General features: G+C 62.1%; 17 protein-coding genes and 1 pseudogene. 14 read left to right on the top strand and 4 right to left on the bottom strand.

Going from position 1 to position 17,182, the window contains the following annotated elements; translation table 11 throughout:
• Positions 1 to 2 precede the first annotated feature (2 nt).
• The 11 genes from CPI83_RS16620 (at position 3) to CPI83_RS16570 (ending at position 10,043) form a co-directional block, all read left to right on the top strand.
• Positions 3 to 905 (top strand): NifU family protein, encoded by a 903-nt coding sequence (locus CPI83_RS16620; protein WP_097387452.1) that lies wholly within the window; start codon positions 3 to 5, stop codon positions 903 to 905.
• 19 nt (positions 906 to 924) lie between these two features.
• Complete coding sequence (locus CPI83_RS16615) at positions 925 to 1,545, top strand: DUF5947 family protein (protein WP_198586306.1); 621 nt, start codon at positions 925 to 927, stop codon at positions 1,543 to 1,545.
• Entirely contained in the window at positions 1,542 to 2,180 is a 639-nt protein-coding gene (locus CPI83_RS16610) for a DUF6084 family protein (protein ID WP_019748083.1), read from the top strand. The genes CPI83_RS16615 and CPI83_RS16610 overlap by 4 nt, the downstream gene beginning before the upstream one ends.
• Positions 2,177 to 3,541 carry a hypothetical protein gene (locus CPI83_RS16605; protein ID WP_097387451.1) on the top strand — a complete coding sequence of 455 codons (1,365 nt, stop codon included), beginning with the start codon at positions 2,177 to 2,179 and terminating at the stop codon, positions 3,539 to 3,541. Before CPI83_RS16610 ends, CPI83_RS16605 begins: the two co-directional genes overlap by 4 nt.
• Positions 3,542 to 3,747: 206 nt before the next feature.
• Positions 3,748 to 4,242: a hydrogenase maturation protease gene (locus tag CPI83_RS16600; RefSeq protein ID WP_097387450.1), complete on the top strand. Its 495-nt coding sequence runs from the start codon at positions 3,748 to 3,750 to the stop codon at positions 4,240 to 4,242.
• A gap of 3 nt (positions 4,243 to 4,245) precedes the next feature.
• The gene (locus CPI83_RS16595; RefSeq protein ID WP_097387449.1) at positions 4,246 to 4,530 is read left to right on the top strand and encodes a HypC/HybG/HupF family hydrogenase formation chaperone; all 285 of its coding nucleotides are present in this window, start codon (positions 4,246 to 4,248) and stop codon (positions 4,528 to 4,530) included.
• Positions 4,527 to 6,815, top strand: coding sequence for a carbamoyltransferase HypF (gene hypF / locus CPI83_RS16590; RefSeq protein WP_097387448.1), 2,289 nt, complete (start codon positions 4,527 to 4,529; stop codon positions 6,813 to 6,815). Before CPI83_RS16595 ends, hypF begins: the two co-directional genes overlap by 4 nt.
• Before the next feature lie 16 nt (positions 6,816 to 6,831).
• Positions 6,832 to 7,131 (top strand): HypC/HybG/HupF family hydrogenase formation chaperone, encoded by a 300-nt coding sequence (locus tag CPI83_RS16585; protein ID WP_020907459.1) that lies wholly within the window; start codon positions 6,832 to 6,834, stop codon positions 7,129 to 7,131.
• The gene (gene hypD, locus CPI83_RS16580) at positions 7,128 to 8,240 is read left to right on the top strand and encodes a hydrogenase formation protein HypD (protein ID WP_020969419.1); all 1,113 of its coding nucleotides are present in this window, start codon (positions 7,128 to 7,130) and stop codon (positions 8,238 to 8,240) included. Before CPI83_RS16585 ends, hypD begins: the two co-directional genes overlap by 4 nt.
• Positions 8,230 to 9,300 carry a hydrogenase expression/formation protein HypE gene (gene hypE / locus CPI83_RS16575; protein WP_020969420.1) on the top strand — a complete coding sequence of 357 codons (1,071 nt, stop codon included), beginning with the start codon at positions 8,230 to 8,232 and terminating at the stop codon, positions 9,298 to 9,300. The genes hypD and hypE overlap by 11 nt, the downstream gene beginning before the upstream one ends.
• Positions 9,300 to 10,043 carry a DUF6390 family protein gene (locus tag CPI83_RS16570; RefSeq protein ID WP_020969421.1) on the top strand — a complete coding sequence of 248 codons (744 nt, stop codon included), beginning with the start codon at positions 9,300 to 9,302 and terminating at the stop codon, positions 10,041 to 10,043. The genes hypE and CPI83_RS16570 overlap by 1 nt, the downstream gene beginning before the upstream one ends.
• Positions 10,044 to 10,089: 46 nt before the next feature.
• Here the strand turns inward: CPI83_RS16570 and CPI83_RS16565 are convergent, their stop codons facing one another.
• Entirely contained in the window at positions 10,090 to 10,497 is a 408-nt protein-coding gene (locus CPI83_RS16565; RefSeq protein ID WP_097387447.1) for a hypothetical protein, read from the bottom strand.
• A gap of 60 nt (positions 10,498 to 10,557) precedes the next feature.
• On the opposite strand from CPI83_RS16565, the pseudogene CPI83_RS16560 reads away from it, so the two are divergent.
• Positions 10,558 to 10,917 (top strand): annotated as a pseudogene (locus CPI83_RS16560) (VOC family protein); the annotation flags it as partial.
• A 240-nt stretch (positions 10,918 to 11,157) separates the two neighbouring features.
• On the opposite strand, the gene CPI83_RS16555 reads toward CPI83_RS16560, so the two are convergent.
• Both CPI83_RS16555 and CPI83_RS16550 read right to left on the bottom strand, forming a co-directional pair.
• Complete coding sequence (locus tag CPI83_RS16555) at positions 11,158 to 11,796, bottom strand: PadR family transcriptional regulator (protein ID WP_046378434.1); 639 nt, start codon at positions 11,794 to 11,796, stop codon at positions 11,158 to 11,160.
• Positions 11,797 to 11,838: 42 nt separating this feature from the next.
• A complete protein-coding gene (locus CPI83_RS16550) occupies positions 11,839 to 13,164 on the bottom strand; it encodes a serine hydrolase domain-containing protein (protein WP_097387445.1) in 1,326 nt (441 codons plus the stop codon).
• An 86-nt stretch (positions 13,165 to 13,250) separates the two neighbouring features.
• On the opposite strand from CPI83_RS16550, the gene CPI83_RS16545 reads away from it, so the two are divergent.
• Together CPI83_RS16545 and CPI83_RS16540 are read left to right on the top strand one after the other, a co-directional pair.
• Positions 13,251 to 14,843 carry a D-alanyl-D-alanine carboxypeptidase gene (locus tag CPI83_RS16545; protein WP_097387444.1) on the top strand — a complete coding sequence of 531 codons (1,593 nt, stop codon included), beginning with the start codon at positions 13,251 to 13,253 and terminating at the stop codon, positions 14,841 to 14,843.
• Positions 14,844 to 14,975: 132 nt separating this feature from the next.
• The gene (locus CPI83_RS16540; protein WP_097387443.1) at positions 14,976 to 15,638 is read left to right on the top strand and encodes a GAP family protein; all 663 of its coding nucleotides are present in this window, start codon (positions 14,976 to 14,978) and stop codon (positions 15,636 to 15,638) included.
• Between the two features lie 51 nt (positions 15,639 to 15,689).
• On the opposite strand, the gene CPI83_RS16535 is transcribed toward CPI83_RS16540, so the two are convergent.
• Entirely contained in the window at positions 15,690 to 17,153 is a 1,464-nt protein-coding gene (locus tag CPI83_RS16535; protein ID WP_097387442.1) for a cellulase family glycosylhydrolase, read from the bottom strand.
• Between the last annotated feature and the right edge of the window lie 29 nt (positions 17,154 to 17,182).

The raw sequence follows: 17,182 nt of genomic DNA, 5'->3' as shown, positions 1-17,182 counted from the left end.
CGATGGAGCAATCGGCCGACTACTGGCGCGGAGCAGGTGAGCGCATCGAGACGTTGTTACAGGCCAATGCCGGTGCAGGCCCGGTGGCCAGGGATCGCGCCGAGCAACTGGTCCGCGAGGTCGTGCAGTTGTACGGCGCCGCACTCGAACGCACCGTCGCACTGGCGGATCCGGCCATGATGGATGCGATGGTACGCGACGATCTGGTGTCGAGCCTCCTACTGGTGCACGGACTTCACCCGCACGACGTCGAGACCCGCGTACGCACTGCGCTCGACAGCGTGCGTCCGTACCTCGGCTCGCACGGCGGGGACGTCGAACTGATCGAGGTGGCGGACGGCGTGGTGCGGCTACGGCTTCTCGGAAGCTGTAACAGTTGCCCTTCGTCGTCGGTGACCCTCGAAACCGCGGTCCAGGACGCGGTGCAGGCGGCGGCACCCGAGACCACCGGAATCGACGTCGAAACACCGGATTCGCACGAGCTGAAGTCGGGTGTGATCTCGGTCGAGTCCCTGTTCTCGCACGTACACGCCGAAGGGGGAGGCGCGCACTGGGTGGAGGTCCCCGAATTTGCCGAAGTCGACGCGGGTGAGGTCGCGGGTTTCCGGGTATCGGATACCGATCTGTTGGTCTGCCGCTCCGGTGACGATCTGTACGCGTATCGCGACTATTGCCCCGTATGTGACCATTCGATGGCGGGGGCTGTGCTCGAACGCATGATGGGCCTTCCTGTCCGAGACGCCGCCGTCCTTACCTGTCCGACGTGCTCTGCCCACTTCAGCGTGTACGGAGCGGGTGCGCGGGTCGGCACCGGCTCCGAGCACCTGGCGCCTCTGCCGGTGCTTATTCGCGACGGTGTGCTCTCGGTCGCGCTTGCCGACGATTCCGTGTTGCCGGTGACCTAGCCGTGGACGAAGCCTGGTCATGAAAACCACTGTGGGAGAGGTACTCACGCGAATCGCCTCGACGCGCGCCGTTCCGACCGGGCCGCTGTGTGAGATGTGCGCGGCGGGCATAGGTGACGAACACCAACACGTCGTGGACGTACAGGTCCGGAGCCTGATGTGCGTGTGCCGTCCCTGCTATCTGCTCTTTGCGCCGGTCGACGCGGATCTTCGATACAAGGCGGTTCCCGATCGGTATCTCGAATTTCCGGACTTCGACCTCGGCCCTGGCCGGTGGGAGTCCCTGGAAATCCCCGTCGGACTGGCATTCTTCTTTCGGAACTCACTCCTCGACAAGTACATAGTCTTCTATCCGGGACCTGCCGGAGCTACCGAATCCGAGCTGCCCATCGACTCGTTCGAGACTGTGCTCGCGGAGAATCCGGGGCTCTCGCAGATGCGGGCCGACGTCGAGGCGTTGATTGTCTCGGTGCCCACGTCAGGACAATCGCCGAGATGCTTCGTTGTTCCCATCGACGCCTGCTACGAACTGGTGGGCAGGCTGCGCACCGTGTGGCGCGGATTCGACGGTGGCCAGAATGCCGCACGCGCGGTGGACGAGTTCTTCGGGCGCGTCGAGGCGCGAAGCAGGTCGGCATGACCGTCCTCGACTTCTCGGTCGACAACGTGGAGGTGGAACCGTATGCGGTTACACCAAATCTGACGGTGAGATTGAGGATGTCGGAGACTACCGGCGCGACCGTCCGAGCAGTCGCTCTACGCGCACAGGTTCGAATCGAACCGCACCGCCGGCCGTACTCCGACGAGGAAGGCGACGCCCTGCGCGATTTGTTCGGTCCGCGGGAGCGTTGGTCGAGTACGCTGCGAACCTTCTTGTGGATGGAGTGTTCCGCGGTCGTTCAGGGATTCACGGAAACAACGGTCGCGGCCTTACCCATGGCGTGTACGTACGACTTCTCGGTGACGGCGTCGAAGTACATGCACGCACTCCGTGACGGAACGATTCCGATCGTGGTTCTACTGAGCGGAACCGTATTCACCGACGGGCAGCGCGGTTTCTCGGTACAGCAGATCCCGTGGGACAGATCTGCTGCCTACGAATTGCCGGTCGACGTGTGGAAACAGCTGATGGCCACGCATTATCCGGCCTCTGGGTGGGTACGCCTCGACCATGAGACGATTGCCGATCTCGTGCGATTCAAGGCAGCGCACGGCCTCACGGACCTCGAATCAGCCGTGCGGCAGTTGCTGACGGCGAGCGAGGTGCCCCGATGACCCGAACTGAGATGGATCACGACGTTCGGGCCGTGGCCGACGCTGTCCTGTACGAGGGATATCTTCTCTATCCTTACCGGGCCGGCTCGGCGAAGAATCAATCCCGTTGGCAGTTCGGGGTTCTCGGACCGCCCGGCGCCGCCGGTGACGGAGTCGGCGAGGAACCGTCGATGTCCGCCCAATGTCTGCTCGGCGAACCCGAGCGGAACGGCGCCGAAGTAACGGCGACGGTGAGATTTTTGCACCACCAGTCGCGGACGGTTGAACGACTCGGCGCCGGCGGCGCGTGGATTCCGGTGGATCGGTTGGTAGTCGACGGGCACGAGGCGATCTCGTGGGACGAAGCCACCGAATCCGAGATCGTCTTGGGTCCGTGGGGTCTGGACGAACTCGAGGCCGGCGTCGAAGAATCCTTCTGTGCGGCGGGAGTTGTCGACGGAGAGACTCTGGCGGATTCTCGGGGCCGGGTAGTCGGACGGGTCGTTCGGACACGGCTTCCGGTGACTGGCCGCTTGGAATTGAACGCCTCCGCAGGGGACAGACGCAGGGTGATCTCCGTGAGCATCATGAACGACACGAGCGTCGACATGAGGGACAAGGGCACGGCCACGGCGCAGTCGATGCTCGGCACTCACGTCATTTTGACCTGCGCAGGCTCAAGGTTCGTGTCGTTGTTCGACGAACCAGATCACTCGGAGCCGCTGCGGCAAAATCGCTGTTATCCCGTGCTTGCGGGGACCGAGGATCCGACTCACCCCGGTACATCGCACACCGTTCTGGTGTCACCGATCATCCTGTACGACTTTCCCGAGATTGCGCCGCAGAGCGAAGGATCCCTGTTCGACTCGACGGAGATCGACGAAATTCTCACCCTGAGAATTCTCGCCATGACCGAAGAGGAAAAGGCGCGGGCGCGGGCTACCGACTCGAAAGCTGCCGACATCATCGATCGATGTGAGAGCTTGACGGCCGACGATCTAGCCGGCCTGCACGGCGTGCTGCGAGATTCGATTGCCGGTTCTGATCTGATACCCGAGGTGCCTGACGGCGTGGACTGGTGGACGCCGGAAGCCGACACCAGTGTTCAACCACGCACCGACGCAGTATTGATCAACGGCGTCCGCGTCTGTGGTGGAAGTACGGTTCGGCTTCACCCCTCACGTCGCGCTGATGCTCAGGACCTGTTCTTCGACGGCCGGATCGCCCACGTCGCCACCATTCATGAAGACGTGGACGGCGACATTCATGTTGGGGTGACGCTCTTGGACGACCCGGCCGCCGATCTGCACAACTGGTACGGCCGCTACCTGTATTTCGCGCCGGACGAGATAGAGCCGGTGCCGCGAGACGGCGCGAGTTGACGTACTTCACGCTGTCGGACTTCACAGCTATCGGACTTCACAGCTTTCGGACTTCACTGCTATCGAGAGGAGAACCCGCCATGAGGAGCATGGGATTGCTGTCGACGGCACTTCTCGGCGCCACCGCGATCGCAGCCGCGATCGTTCTGGTGGTGTCGATGCCGGACATCCAGCGCTATCTGCGAATGCGAAAGATGTAAAGCACTGTGCGCGTGCTGATTGCAGGCGTCGGAAACATATTTCTCGAAGACGACGGATTCGGCCCCGAAGTTGTTCGAGCGTTGCAGCATGAGAATCTCCCGACGGGGGTTCGCCTGGTCGACTACGGGATTCGTAGTGTGCATCTGGCATACGACTTGTTGGAGTCGTGGGACGCGCTGGTGCTGATCGACGCATTACCGGTAACCGGAGTTCCGGGGAAGCTTGCGATCATCGAAGTGGATCCCGAAAGTGAAGGCTCGCAAGGAGGTTTCGACGCACACTCGATGCATCCGAGTTCGGTGTTTGCCAGCCTGCAGGCCCTCGGCGGAGCACTCCCGCGGACGTTCGTGGTGGGGGCACACGCGAAATCGGTCGGCGACGGAATCGGATTGAGTGCAGAGATGCGTGATTCGGTAGGGCAAGCCGCCTCTGCGGTGATGGCACTCGTCCGGTCGATCGACGTGGATTGTGATGCCACCACTTTGGGGCCGGAGGTGTGAGTCATGTGTCTGGGGATTCCGGGACGGGTACGCGAACTACTGGACGGATACGGCGGTCAACTCGCCCTCGTCGACGTGGAAGGTGCACCGCGCAAGGTCAACATCGGAATGCTCGACGAAGGCACCGTCACGGCAGGTGACTGGGTGGTGATCCACATGGGCTTTGCAGTCGAGAAGGTCGACGAACAGGGAGCACAGCGCGCTCGGGCCGGCCTCGAACTGATGGGCCGTGGTCAAGACGGTGAGATCGACGAATTCGATACTCGTACCGGCGAGGTCGGGACATGATGATCGCCAGTCGTGTCATCGTTCGTGGCGTAGTCCAGGGTGTGGGATTCCGGCCGTTCGTTCACGCGACTGCGACCGAACTGGGACTGTCGGGTTCGGTGGGAAATTCTGCTCTCGGGGTCGTGATCGACATCGAAGGCGACGGAGAGGCAATCGATGCATTTGTCGCTCGGGTGCGAAACCGCCCCCCACCGCTGGCGCGAGTGGAGTCGATAGAGCGCGAGGACTCGCCGCCGCTAGGTCGTCAGGGGTTTTGCATCATCGAGACGGATGCGGGGGCGGTCGGGCGAACCTTGGCGCCGGCCGACGTCGGGATCTGCGACGACTGCCTGCGGGAGCTGACTGATCCGAGCGATCGGCGATATCGTCATCCCTTCATCACCTGCACCAATTGTGGTCCACGATTCACGATCATCGAGTCCATGCCCTACGACCGGGCCGCTACGACGATGAAGCGGTTCCCGTTGTGCGCGAATTGTGCGGCAGAGTACGTGGATCCCTCCGACCGCCGGTTTCACGCGCAACCGATTGCCTGCCCGGAGTGCGGTCCAACGCTTTCGTTCGTGGAAGGCGACGCGCCCGCGGTGACCGGCGAGGGTGCACTGCTACGAGCCCGATCGCTGCTACGAGACGGGAAGATTCTTGCTGTCAAGGGAATTGGAGGATTCCACTTGGCCTGCGATGCGCGTGATGATCGCGTGGTTCACGATTTGCGTGAACGCAAGCATCGACCGAGCAAGCCGTTGGCGGTGATGGTGCGCGATGTGAGAGAAGCCAGAGCGCTGGGTGTGGTCGGGGATGCCGAGGCTGATGCCATGTCCTCGCGCGAGCGTCCCATAGTGCTGGTTGCCAAAGCGTCTGGATACACGCTGTCTCCCTCGATTGCCCCAGGCATTCCGGACATCGGAATCATGTTGGCCTACAACCCGATTCAGCATCTTCTTCTCGGGTTGGCGGGAGACGCTGCGGGCCCCGCGGCGTTGGTGATGACGTCGGCGAACATCGGTGGCGAGCCAATTCTGTACTCCGACGACGATCTCGAACGGGTGGGTGACCTGGCCGACGGGGTGTTGACCCACAACCGTCCGATCTTGATGCCGTGTGACGACTCGGTGATGCGAATATTCGGCAGTGGACGACAGTTGCTTCGTCGCTCGCGCGGATATGCACCGCTGCCCGTTGCGGCGCCGTTCGATCTACCGCCCACCTTGGCGGTCGGGGCGGATCTGAAGAACACCTTCTGTCTTGCCGAGGGTGCGTATGTCTGGCCGAGTCAGCACATCGGAGACATGGGCGACCTCGCTGTCATCGACAGTTTTGCTGCCTCGGAGAGTCACTTCGAGTCGATCACCGGAGTAGTGCCGCACCAGATTGCCTGTGACGAGCATCCTCGGTATCGCTCGTCCTCGTGGGCTCGCAGTCGTAGTGGCGACCGACCGGTGCGCGTCGTCGGGCATCACCACGCACATGTGGCTTCCGTGATGGGGGAGAACGGCCGGGACGGGAGCGAACCGGTTCTCGGAATAGCGTTCGACGGCACCGGTTACGGGGCGGACGGCGCAGTGTGGGGAGGGGAATTGCTGCTGGCGACGTACAAGGGTTATCGCCGTCTCGCGCATCTGGGATACGTACCGCTGCCAGGGGGCGATGCCGGAGTGGAACGACCGTACCGAATGGCGCTCGCCCACCTCTGGCATGCCGGGTTGGACTGGGAATCCGACCTGGCGCCGGTGGCAGCCTGTCCGCCACGAGAGCAGTCGGTCCTACTTCACCAGTTGGCAACCGGTTTCGGGTGTGTGGACACCTCGAGCATGGGGCGGTTGTTCGATGCAGTCTCCTCGCTGACCGGGGTTCGTCAGAGCGTCGACTACGAAGCGCAGGCCGCCATCGAACTGGAGGGCATTTCGAGGGGAGTCGACTGCGCCCCGTCGCGGTACACCTTCGACTGGGTGCAGTCGGACGATGATTCGTGGACAGCTGATCCACGGTCGGTCATTCGGGCCGTTGTCCGTGATCTCCGGGCGAAGGTGCCCGCCGACGTGATCGGCGCGCGCTTCCACGAATCCGTCGCGCACCTCGTACTCGAGTGGGCAATCCGTGGCCGGGAACTGGCGGGAGTGGACGAGGTAGTTCTCACCGGAGGCGTGTTTCAGAACCCTCTCCTGCTCGTCCGGGCGTGTGCCCTGCTCGGAGAAGCCGGATTCACGCCGTTGACAGGACTGCAGTTACCACCGAACGACGGTGGTCTCGCCTACGGCCAAGTGCTGGTCGGGAGTTCGTCATGAGGTCAGGAGTTGTGCCATGTGCCTAGCCGTACCAGGACGTATCGAGTCCTTGGAGGAACGCGACGGAACGACGATGTCGGTGGTGAACTTCGGTGGCGTCCGAAAAGAAGTGTGCCTCGAATACATTCCGGGCGCCCGAGTCGGCGAGTACGTCGTGGTGCACGTCGGATTCGCGATCCAACGACTCGACGAGGAATCCGCACGCAGCACGCTGGCGGAATTCGAACACCTCGGCGTACTCGAAGAGGAATTCGGTGACGGGTTCGCCAGGGCTGCCCGGGCCGCCGGGATCGAACCGAAGGAGACGGAATCATGAAGTATCTGGACGAGTTCTCCGATCCGGAACTGGCCGGCAAACTGCTGGATCAGATCCGCGCGCTGGCCACGCGCCGATGGGCGATCATGGAAGTGTGTGGTGGTCAGACACATTCGATCATCAGGCACGGCATCGATCAACTACTCCCAGAGCAGATCGAGATGATTCACGGACCTGGTTGCCCGGTCTGCGTCACGCCGCTCGAGATCATCGACAAAGCTCTCGAAATCGCGGCAAAGCCCGATGTCATTTTCTGTTCATTCGGGGACATGTTGCGAGTTCCGGGGAGTTCGTCGGATCTGTTCCGGATCAAGAGCGCCGGCGGCGACGTTCGCGTGGTGTACTCACCGTTGGATGCACTGACTATTGCCAAGGAGAATCCGGACCGGCAAGTGGTGTTCTTCGGGATCGGATTCGAGACCACAGCGCCGGCCAACGCCATGACCGTCTATCAGGCCAATCGCCTGGGTATCAAGAACTTCTCGCTGCTCGTCTCGCACGTTCTGGTCCCGCCGGCAATGGCCGCGATAATGGACTCGCCAGAGTGCCGCGTGCAGGCATTTCTGGCGGCCGGGCATGTGTGCAGTGTGATGGGAACGTCGGAGTACCCGGCCCTCGCCGAGAAGTACAAGGTCCCGATCGTCGTCACCGGATTCGAGCCGCTGGATCTCCTGGAGGGCATCAGAAAGACTGTGCTGCAGTTGGAATCGGGTCGACACGAGGTCGAAAATGCCTACGCCCGTGCTGTCACGGCGGAGGGCAACACCGCAGCGAAAGCGATGCTCGAGGATGTGTTCGCGGTGTCGGACCGGACGTGGCGCGGCATCGGATCGATCCCGGACAGTGGTTGGCAGCTGGCGCCGAAGTATGCGTATTTTGATGCGGAAGAACGTTTTTCGGTGACCGATATCCACACCGACGAGTCGAGTGTCTGCCGGTCCGGTGAAGTATTGCAAGGCTTGATCAAGCCACACGAGTGCAGTGCCTTCGGGAAGGAATGCACTCCGCGGAATCCACTCGGTGCCACGATGGTGTCGTCCGAGGGGGCGTGCGCTGCGTACTACCTGTACCGACGCCTGGAACTGCAGGAGGCGGGTCATGCCGGCTGAGGAGACCGCTGTCGTGGACCTGTCGGCATGGGTGTGCCCACTGCCGCTGCGTGATTCGCCGAACATCGTCATGGGACACGGCGGTGGGGGAGCGATGTCCGCCGAGCTCATCGAGCATCTGTTCCTGCCCTCGTTCGGAAGCGCTGCCGATGCCGAGCTCGGCGACTCGGCTGTATTCGACATCGGCGGGGTGCGGCTCGCCTTCTCGACGGACTCGTACGTCGTGAAACCCATGGTGTTTCCCGGCGGAACGATCGGCGATCTTGCGGTCAACGGAACGGTGAACGACCTGGCGATGGCGGGAGCACAACCTTTGGTGATGTCGACGGCATTCATCCTCGAAGAAGGGACCGCGTTGACCGACATCGCGGGGATCGCGAAGGCGCTCGGGCGGGCTGCGCACGTTGCCGGCGTTCGACTGGTGACGGGTGACACCAAAGTTGTCGATGCCGGTCACGGCGACGGAGTCTTCATCAACACCGCGGGAATCGGGATTGTCGCCGACGGGGTGGACATCAACCCCACTCGCGCACAAGTGGGTGACGTCGTGATCGTCAGCGGCGACATCGGTGTTCACGGGGTGGCCGTGATGAGTTGTCGCGAAGGTCTCGAATTCGGGACCGAGGTGCGCAGTGATTGCGCGTCGCTCAACGGCGTGGTCGCCGACATGATTGCCACCGGCGTCGACATCCATGTCTTGCGCGACCCTACCCGGGGCGGAGTTGCCGCCACCCTCAACGAGATCGCTCAAGCGTCGAACATCGGTGTTGCGCTGGTGGAACGAGATCTGCCGATTCCCGCTGACGTGCGCGACGCCTGTGGGCTACTCGGTTTGGATCCTTTGTACGTCGCCAACGAGGGTAAGTTGATCGCCTTCGTTCCGCGAGAAGACTCCGACCGAATTCTGGAAGCGATGCGCGGTAATCCGCTGAGTGCGGGAGCTGCCGTGATCGGGGAGTGCGTGGCCGAACATCGCGGAATGGTGGTGGCGCGTACGGCATTGGGAGGCAATCGGGTAGTGGATTTGCCGGCAGGTGAACAACTTCCGCGGATCTGCTGATGACTGCCGTCGGTATGAACGGGCCGGCATTGTTTGCCCGCTACGCGTATCCGCCGAACGAGTTGGGTTACTGCGGACCCGACGATCCTTCAGTGCTGCTTCGTCTGGCCAGCGGCAACTCGGGCAGCGGCGACCGTGATCGCGCTCGTCAATTCGACGGTGCGTGGCCGTACCTCGAGGCATTGGCCGCAAGTGCGGGCATCGACGATCCTCTCGATCCACGAGTGATCGAAGCCTATTGGGTAGGAGGTGATCTCCTCGACTCGCTTGATTCGGGGGCGTTGTTGCAGCACTTGAGAGCAGCATTCGGTGAACGCGAGAACACCGGGTTTCTCCCTGCCCTCGGGGATCGGGACCGCGCGCTCGCGCACCACAGTTTTCACGTATTTCTGGTGTATCCGTGGGTCAAGCTTCTTCGGAAGCGCGGTGCGGTCCCACTGTCCGTCCTCCAGAACTGCCGGATCAGATGGGGAGTGGTCGAGGACGTGAGTGAGGAGCACGCGTTGGTGGTTTCGTCCCCGCTCGAGTTCGACGGTGAGCAACTCGTACGCGGCACGCCGGTGACGCAGCGAGTGCGATGGAGCGTTGACGGCCGCTCACTCGCACCGACGCCAGTCCAGGGCGCCTTGGTGACGATGCACTGGGATTGGCTGTGTGACAACATCACGTCAGAGCAATCACGGGCATTGGATGCCGCGGAAGACTCGGCATTGCGGATCGCGACCCGGATGCTGTCGACGTGACAGGCCCTGTCAGAGCAGGGACCACGGTCTGGAGGATACGCAGGTGTCAGGGCACGAAAAAGGTTCCGAGGCCCGGTGTTCCGATCGCCTGGGGATCGACGTATGCGACGACCTGACCCGAGCCCGGACGAATGGTGACGGGTTGTGCATCCAGTGTCGGAAATGATGCGGATCCGTACGCTCCGGTGCCGAGACTGAGCCAGTGGACGACCGCGGAGTGGGGGTTTCCGTCTCCGGGTGCGCGTTGCACGTTCAGCACGGCGACGCCCGGTTCTTCGCCGACGATCGCTGCAAGGTGGGGAGTGGGCAAGTCGACGAGCGGGACGTAAGGGTCGACCTGGAACGGAACCGTGCTCGGCGCCGCTGCCGCGGTACCCGGCATCATCACGCCGGAGATCGCAAGGGCCGCAAAGACCGCGGCACCGGTACGTGCAAAAGCGTTGAGTGCAGTCATACGATTCGACGCTAGTCGCTTGTCCGGCGATTCGGTGCCGTTTCGCGTTTCAATCGGTGGCGGGGTGACGTCGACGCCACCGCCCAGTGGTACGCGAAGGTACTCGGAATGACGATCGAGATATTCGGCCCCACGGCACGCACTGCACTGAAGTTCGGAGATCAGAAGATCAATCCGAGGACTCTCGGATCGGCGGAGCAAGACCCGGCCTGGACCGCCGGCGCCGTCGAGGCAGCAGGTTCCGAGGATTTGTGCTTCATCACTCTTGCGTCACCCGGAACTGTCCGTGAGCACCTGGAGAACTGTGGGGTCGAGGTGCTCGACGGGCCCGTGACCAATCTGGGTGCCCTCGGCGAGATGGTCTCGCACTATTGTCGCGACCCCGACGTAAACCTTATCGAGATCGCCGTCTACCCGTGAACTAACCACTTCGAGGAGAAATTACTCCAGATTCAATGTCGTCCAGTGCTGCCTCCGCCGGCTGTCGACATCCTTCCCCGCCGTGCACTTGGAATTCTCGTTCGTCACCGGACTTTGCGGGTCCCGCTTCTCTGATCGTCGCCCGCGGTGCGCGTCCGTCGGACTGTTCTCTTCCAGATCGCTGATCGAACTGGTTTCGAGAAGGTGTCGGACCGACGTCCGATGGCTTTCGAGGGGGATCTAGCTACTTCCGTCTTCTATCGAGTGAGCGAGGGTGGAGACGGTGCGCTTTCGGTGGGTTGTTGCCGGTTGCACTGTGTCGGGCCAGTCAGCAGTTTCTTCCAGCGCCCAGTCGGCCCATTCTGCGATGTGGTTGAAGTGGCCGATCATGAACCGGTTGGCCAGTGCCATCAGATGATTCTGCTGGGGGAGTGTGCCGGCTTCGGGGGCCGAAATCCGTTGTGCGTGTGAGACGAACAGACTTCGGGACCGAGTTGCCTGTTCGCGCATGGTGGTCAGGTTGGTCCGCAGGTCGGCAATCGTGCCTTGGTTGGCGAAGATCACGCGGATCATGCCTTCGAACTGCAAGGCGGGGGGTGTGGCCTGGGTGGCGAGCCAGTCACTCAGCGCTGTGCGACCTTCGTCGGTGATGGAGTAGACCGTGCGCGAGCGCTGAGTGCCTTTCGTTACCGTGCTCGCCGTGACCAGACCGCGTTCAAGCAGGATCTTGGGGGCGTTGTATCGCTGTCGGTCGGCGCTGGGCCACAACTCGGCGACCCCGCGTCCGACCTGTTCGGCGATCTCGTATGCCGACCAGTCCTTGACCGTCAGCAGTCCCAGGATCATGTACGAGGTAGGTGTGAGATCACGCTGAGCCACATGGCTCCCTTCGTTCCGCGGTTACATCCGAGCTTACAAGTGCTACTTCCCTTCACCGTTTGCATCCTCGGTGTCGGCGATGTCGTCGGATGTGTCCTGAGCGGGCTTGCCGTAGATGAAGGGGACGAGCGCTGCAGCGACGGCAGAGGCCGGGGCGAAACCATCGGCCGTGGGTGCCAGATTTCCCCACACCACCAAGGTCACGTCGTTGACCGGGTCGTACCCCATGAACGAGTTGTAGCCGGGCAGTTCGCCGATGTGGCCGTACATCGGACCCATTTGAGCGATACCGTATCCGTATCCTGCGGATCCTTCGCCATCTGTGGGTTGCACACTGTTCAAACGCAACTCTTGTGTGGCGGGACTCAGGAGCGAACTGGTTCCCAGAGCTTTGACCCATGTCGCCATGTCGTTTGCAGTCGAAATTCCCTGACCTGCAGACCATGTCCACGAGGGATTGTGCCTAGTGGTGTTGGTCGGTTTTTCGGTGCCTGCGGCGATCGCGTCGAGGCGAGATTGTGGGAGGGCCTCTTTGCCTTCGCCGAGCGTTTCGACGTTGCCACTGTAGGTGTAGCCGTCTGCAAACGGAGTCGGGATGCTGGTGTCGGTGTTCGCAGGAAACGATGTCCCTGCCAGTGCGAGTGGCCCGAAGAATCGGTCCGCGAAGATCTGCTGAATCGGCTTGCCGTCCAACTGCTCGGCGATCAAGCCGAGGAGAACGGTATTGGTGTTGGAGTAGTGATAACCGGTGTCGGGCGCGAAATACGGCGGCTGGCTCAGCCCCATTGCCAGCAGTTCCTCGGGTGTCCACACTCGCTCCGGTTGCTCGTCGAGCGCCCGGTTGAGTTCGAGGGTTTCGGTGTAGTTGTACAGGCCGCTACGCATGTCGAGCAGGTCGCCGATGGTGATGTTGTCGCCGTTGGGGACATCGGGGCGGAACTTGCTGACCGGATCGGTTACCGCAACCTTGCCTTCGTCGACCAACTGCAGGATGGCCGTACCGGTCCAGGTCTTGGTGTTCGAGCCCACGCGAACCTTGGTGTCCAGAGTGGGAGGCTCGTTCACGCCTTCCTTGACCGAACCCCATGTGTTGACGTACTTCTGCGTCGGCGTCGTGACCATGACCACCATTGCGATCTCACGGAACTCTTCTGCCTTCTCGGAGACGACGGAATCCATTGCGGCGCTGTCGAAAGACAAGACGGCGCTGTCCGCAGACCCGGCGGAGGTCGGCGGGGACGATGAGGGGGACTCGGGATCGGTTGCGGACGAACAGGCTGAGAGCAGCAATGCCGTAGCGACGCAGGCCACAGCCACTTTGCGGGTCTTGACGTTGTGAAAGGACGTCGACTTCCCAAAAGGGTTCATAGAGGGACTTTAAGCGATACTGCACTCTGCATGCTGCACTTTGCAGTAAATTACGACAAATCAGTCATGCATCCTCAGGAGCGTCCATGCCGCACACCACATCAGTTCGCGCCGTCGCTGCGTTGATCAGCGTCGGAGTAGTCCTCACCGCATGTTCGGCGAAGCCGTCGAATTCCGATTCCGCATCGGCTCCGGCGCAACAGGTTCCAGAGGAGGCAGCCCGCATCATGGCCACCGATCCGTACGCCATGGCTCGGTGGTCCTATCTCTTGGTCGACCCCGCCACCGACGAGGTGATTTACAGCAACAATGCTGATAGCTCGATGTTTTTGGCTTCCCAGACCAAACATTTCACCGTCGGCACCGCCTACGACACCCTTGGTGTAGACCACACTGTCACCACCCCCGTCTATGCCACTTCTCTCCCTGTCGAGGGCACCCTTACCGGTGATCTGGTGCTGGTCGGCTCCGGTGACCTCGCGCTCGGTGGGCGCAACGCCGCACAAGGCCGATTCGATTTCGCCACCGACGGCATCGACCACGTCTACGCCGATGCCCTGCCAGGAGCCGTTCTCGCGCCCGGTGATCCGCTGGCAGGCCTGAACGATCTCGCACGACAAGTAGCCGACGCCGGCATCACTCGGGTAAACGGCGACGTTCTGGTGGACCCTCGTCTGTGGGACACATACTCGACAGTCGAAGGCCTGGTCCCGTCGATTTTCGTCAACGACAACCTCGTCGATATCCAGGCGAGTCCGGGTGCGGTAGGTGAGCCCGCCACCATCGACATGCTTCCCGGCAACGGCCTGTTCCGCGTCGATGCTCAGGTCACCACGGGTGAGGAAGGTAGCGACTCGACTCTGAAGGTTGCGGCCGATCCGTCCGATCCCACCCAGATCAACGTAACCGGGTCGGTACCGGCTGGAAAGACATCACTGACTGTCTATCGCATTACCGACGCGCCGACGTGGGCGCGTCAGCTGTTCGTAGAAGCACTGCGACGCAATGGAATCGAGGTTGCATCGGTATCTCGTACGAACAGCACGGCTGCCCTGCCTGTCGATCGGACATATTCAGGAAGTCGACAGGTTGCGAGCCTGCAATCGGCACCAATTTCGGAGTCGGGAGGGATGATTCTCGCGACAAGCTACAACACGGGCGCGAACACTTTCTTGTGTCTGTTGGCAGTAGCGACAGGATCGTCGTCGTGCAGCGACGGTCTGCCCACCGTGCGGGCACTCGCCGAGAAGGCTGGTATTGCAGCATCCGACCTGGTGGTCATGGACGGTCAGGGCGGAGACCCGTCACAATCGACGCCCGCAGCCGTCCTCCAGTGGCTCGACTGGGTGGACCAGCAGCCATGGGCCGATACGTTCTGGGCAGGTCAACCCGTACTCGGTGAGCGAGGCTCGTTGTCGGGCGTGGGAACCGACAGTCCGGCAAAGGGGAAGGTCATCGGTAAGACGGGAACATCCGCCGACGTCGAATCTGACACCGGCAGGTTGATAGTCACTCTTCAAGCGTTGTCGGGTTACATGATCACCCCGGACGATCGCCGACTTCTGTTTGTCGTCGCCGTCAGCGATGCAGTGTTTCCCGACCTGCCTAGGGGCGTGTTCCAAGTCGGGGGAGACGTCGGTGGTGTTGCCGCTGCATTCCAACAAGCACAGACGAATTGACGGGGCGAGACGGAGGTCCGGCGTTCGGGCGCTCATCCCTTTCGAATGAGGCACGAACGATGTAGGCGCACAGAGTGTCAGCATTGGCGCGCAGCGGTATCGACTGCGTCCCGATGAGAAACGAGTTTTGACATGGGTTCCGTTATCGGAGATCTCCTCCCCATAGCTGTCGGTATCGCCGTGTCTCCGGTAGCCGTAATCGCCACGATCTTGATGTTGCTCTCCAAGCGCGCGGGTAGCACCAGCATCGGGTTCGCGTTGGGTTGGCTGCTCGGAATCTTCATTGCCACAGTTCTTTTTGTCATCCTGTCCAGTGCCCTCAGCGCCTCGGGCAATGGACCGTCTGCCACGGTATCGTGGATCAAACTCGCTCTCGGTGTCCTCCTGTTGGCGGTCGGGGTCAAGCAGTGGCGAGGGCGCAGCGGCGAACACGAAACACCGAAGTGGATGCAAGCCATCGACGAGATGACCGCGGTCAAGGGGTTGGGCCTAGGATTCGCGCTCGCCGCGATCAACCCGAAGAATCTGCTGATGTGCATCGCGGCGGGAGTGTCGATCGGCTCGGCGTCGCTGGCGACCAGTGGAGTGATCGCCTCTGTCCTTGTCTTCACGATCATCGCCAGTTCAACGGTCGCGATCCCGGTCATCGGATACCTGGTGGCTGCTGATCGTCTGCGCGAGCCGTTGGCCAAGCTCAAGGTCTGGCTCCAAGACAACAACACCACGGTGATGAGCGTGTTGATCTTGGTCGTCGGAGTTGTTCTGATCGGCAAAGGAATCGGCGGAATCTTCTGATAAGCCCTCTTTCACGTGGTGTGAACGCGGACCGCCGAGGTGGGTGTCCTATCAGGCCAAGTTCACCGCGTAGTCGCCATCGGCGTGGCCGATCAGTTGCCAGCCGCCCTCTATCGGGGACAGTCGGACGTCGGAGAGATTCGTGGTCTCGAGCTGTGGCCGGTCGGTGCCGGGGTACCAGGCTTCGACCTGTCCGGTACCGGTCCCGGTAAACCCGTTGCGCGACAACTCCGTCAGTGTGCCGGGCGCTGCTCGCGGATAAGCACGCGAGAGAGGCCCGGCAAATCCCTCTACGAGCCCGAGTGATTCGCCGGAAGGGCAGTCGATGCGATTCAAATTTCCTTGCGGCTTGTGGGTATTGCCGTCCCGAACCGGGTGGGGGTCACCGCACGCTTGTGTCCACGACCACCACGCGCCGCCCATCCGGTACTTGTCGGTGGCGTCGACGAAGCGGTCGACGTCTGCTCCCTGCTCGCCGGCATCCCCGAACCAACCCCATTCACCCGTCCACAACGGGGCGTCGTACCAGGCGGCAGCGCGGTCGGCGATCTTGAACCCGTCTTCGATTCCGGGGAATTCGCTACTGACTGTTATCGATTCGCTGTAGAGATGTGGCGAGAAGACCACCAGAGGATCGGTCAGGTACTGGCGTGGGGGCAGCGCGTCGAAGCCGAATGCCGACCAGATCGCGCTGGGCTCGAAGAACACGAGGTGCGGAAATCCGCCTGATTCGGCCTGTCTGATGGCGTCGGTGGCCCGCTTGTAGAACTGCCCGATCTGATCAGCGGCGGTGAATGGATCGCGCAGGCCGGGATTCGGTTCGTTCAACAGGTCGTATCCGGCCACCGCCGGTTCGTCTTTGAACTCGGCGGCCAACCGCGCCCACGTAGCCACGAGGCGACTCTGGATTCCTTGCTCGTCGTCGTAAAACGCCTGGAAGGCATGGGCGATCGCCGGTGCGGCTTCCCGGAGTCCACCGATGTTGCAGGTCGTCCATCCGCCGGTCAGGGTTGCCCACTCCGGTGCGCCGTCCCAGCCGACTCCCGGCTCCATGAAAGACGGGCACGACTGGTCGCTCGGGGTGCCGACGTACGGGCCCCATGCGTCCTGATGCATGTCGAGAACGGTGTAAATGCCGTGATCTTTCGCGTTCTGGACTGCGCCTCGAATCCGGTCGACATACGCAGTGTCGAATGCACCGCGGGTCGGTTCGAGGAGGGACCACGCGACGTTGAGTCGGACGACGTTGAAGCCCAGCGCGGCCATCTGCGCGAAGTCCGTTCTTCCCAGCGGCGTAACGGTGGGTAGACCGGTGCCGTTGGTTGCGTAGTCATTGAGACCGTTGGCGTTCACGCCGCGGAGCAACACCGTTCGTCCGTCGACGTCCTTGATCGTTCGATCTGCGACGGTCAGTTGGGGGAGAGTCCAGCCCGGATCCGGAGGTGAAGCGTTTGCCGCCGGGGCTGCAATCTGGATAGCCAGGATTGCAAGGGTGGCAAGCAACAGCGCGCGCATCCGGTGACCTTTCTAGACAAACGTCCAAT

The organism is Rhodococcus sp. H-CA8f (genome assembly GCF_002501585.1).
GTDB classification, from domain to species: domain Bacteria; phylum Actinomycetota; class Actinomycetes; order Mycobacteriales; family Mycobacteriaceae; genus Rhodococcus_F; species Rhodococcus_F erythropolis.
This window is presented reverse-complemented; position numbering and strand designations above follow the sequence as displayed.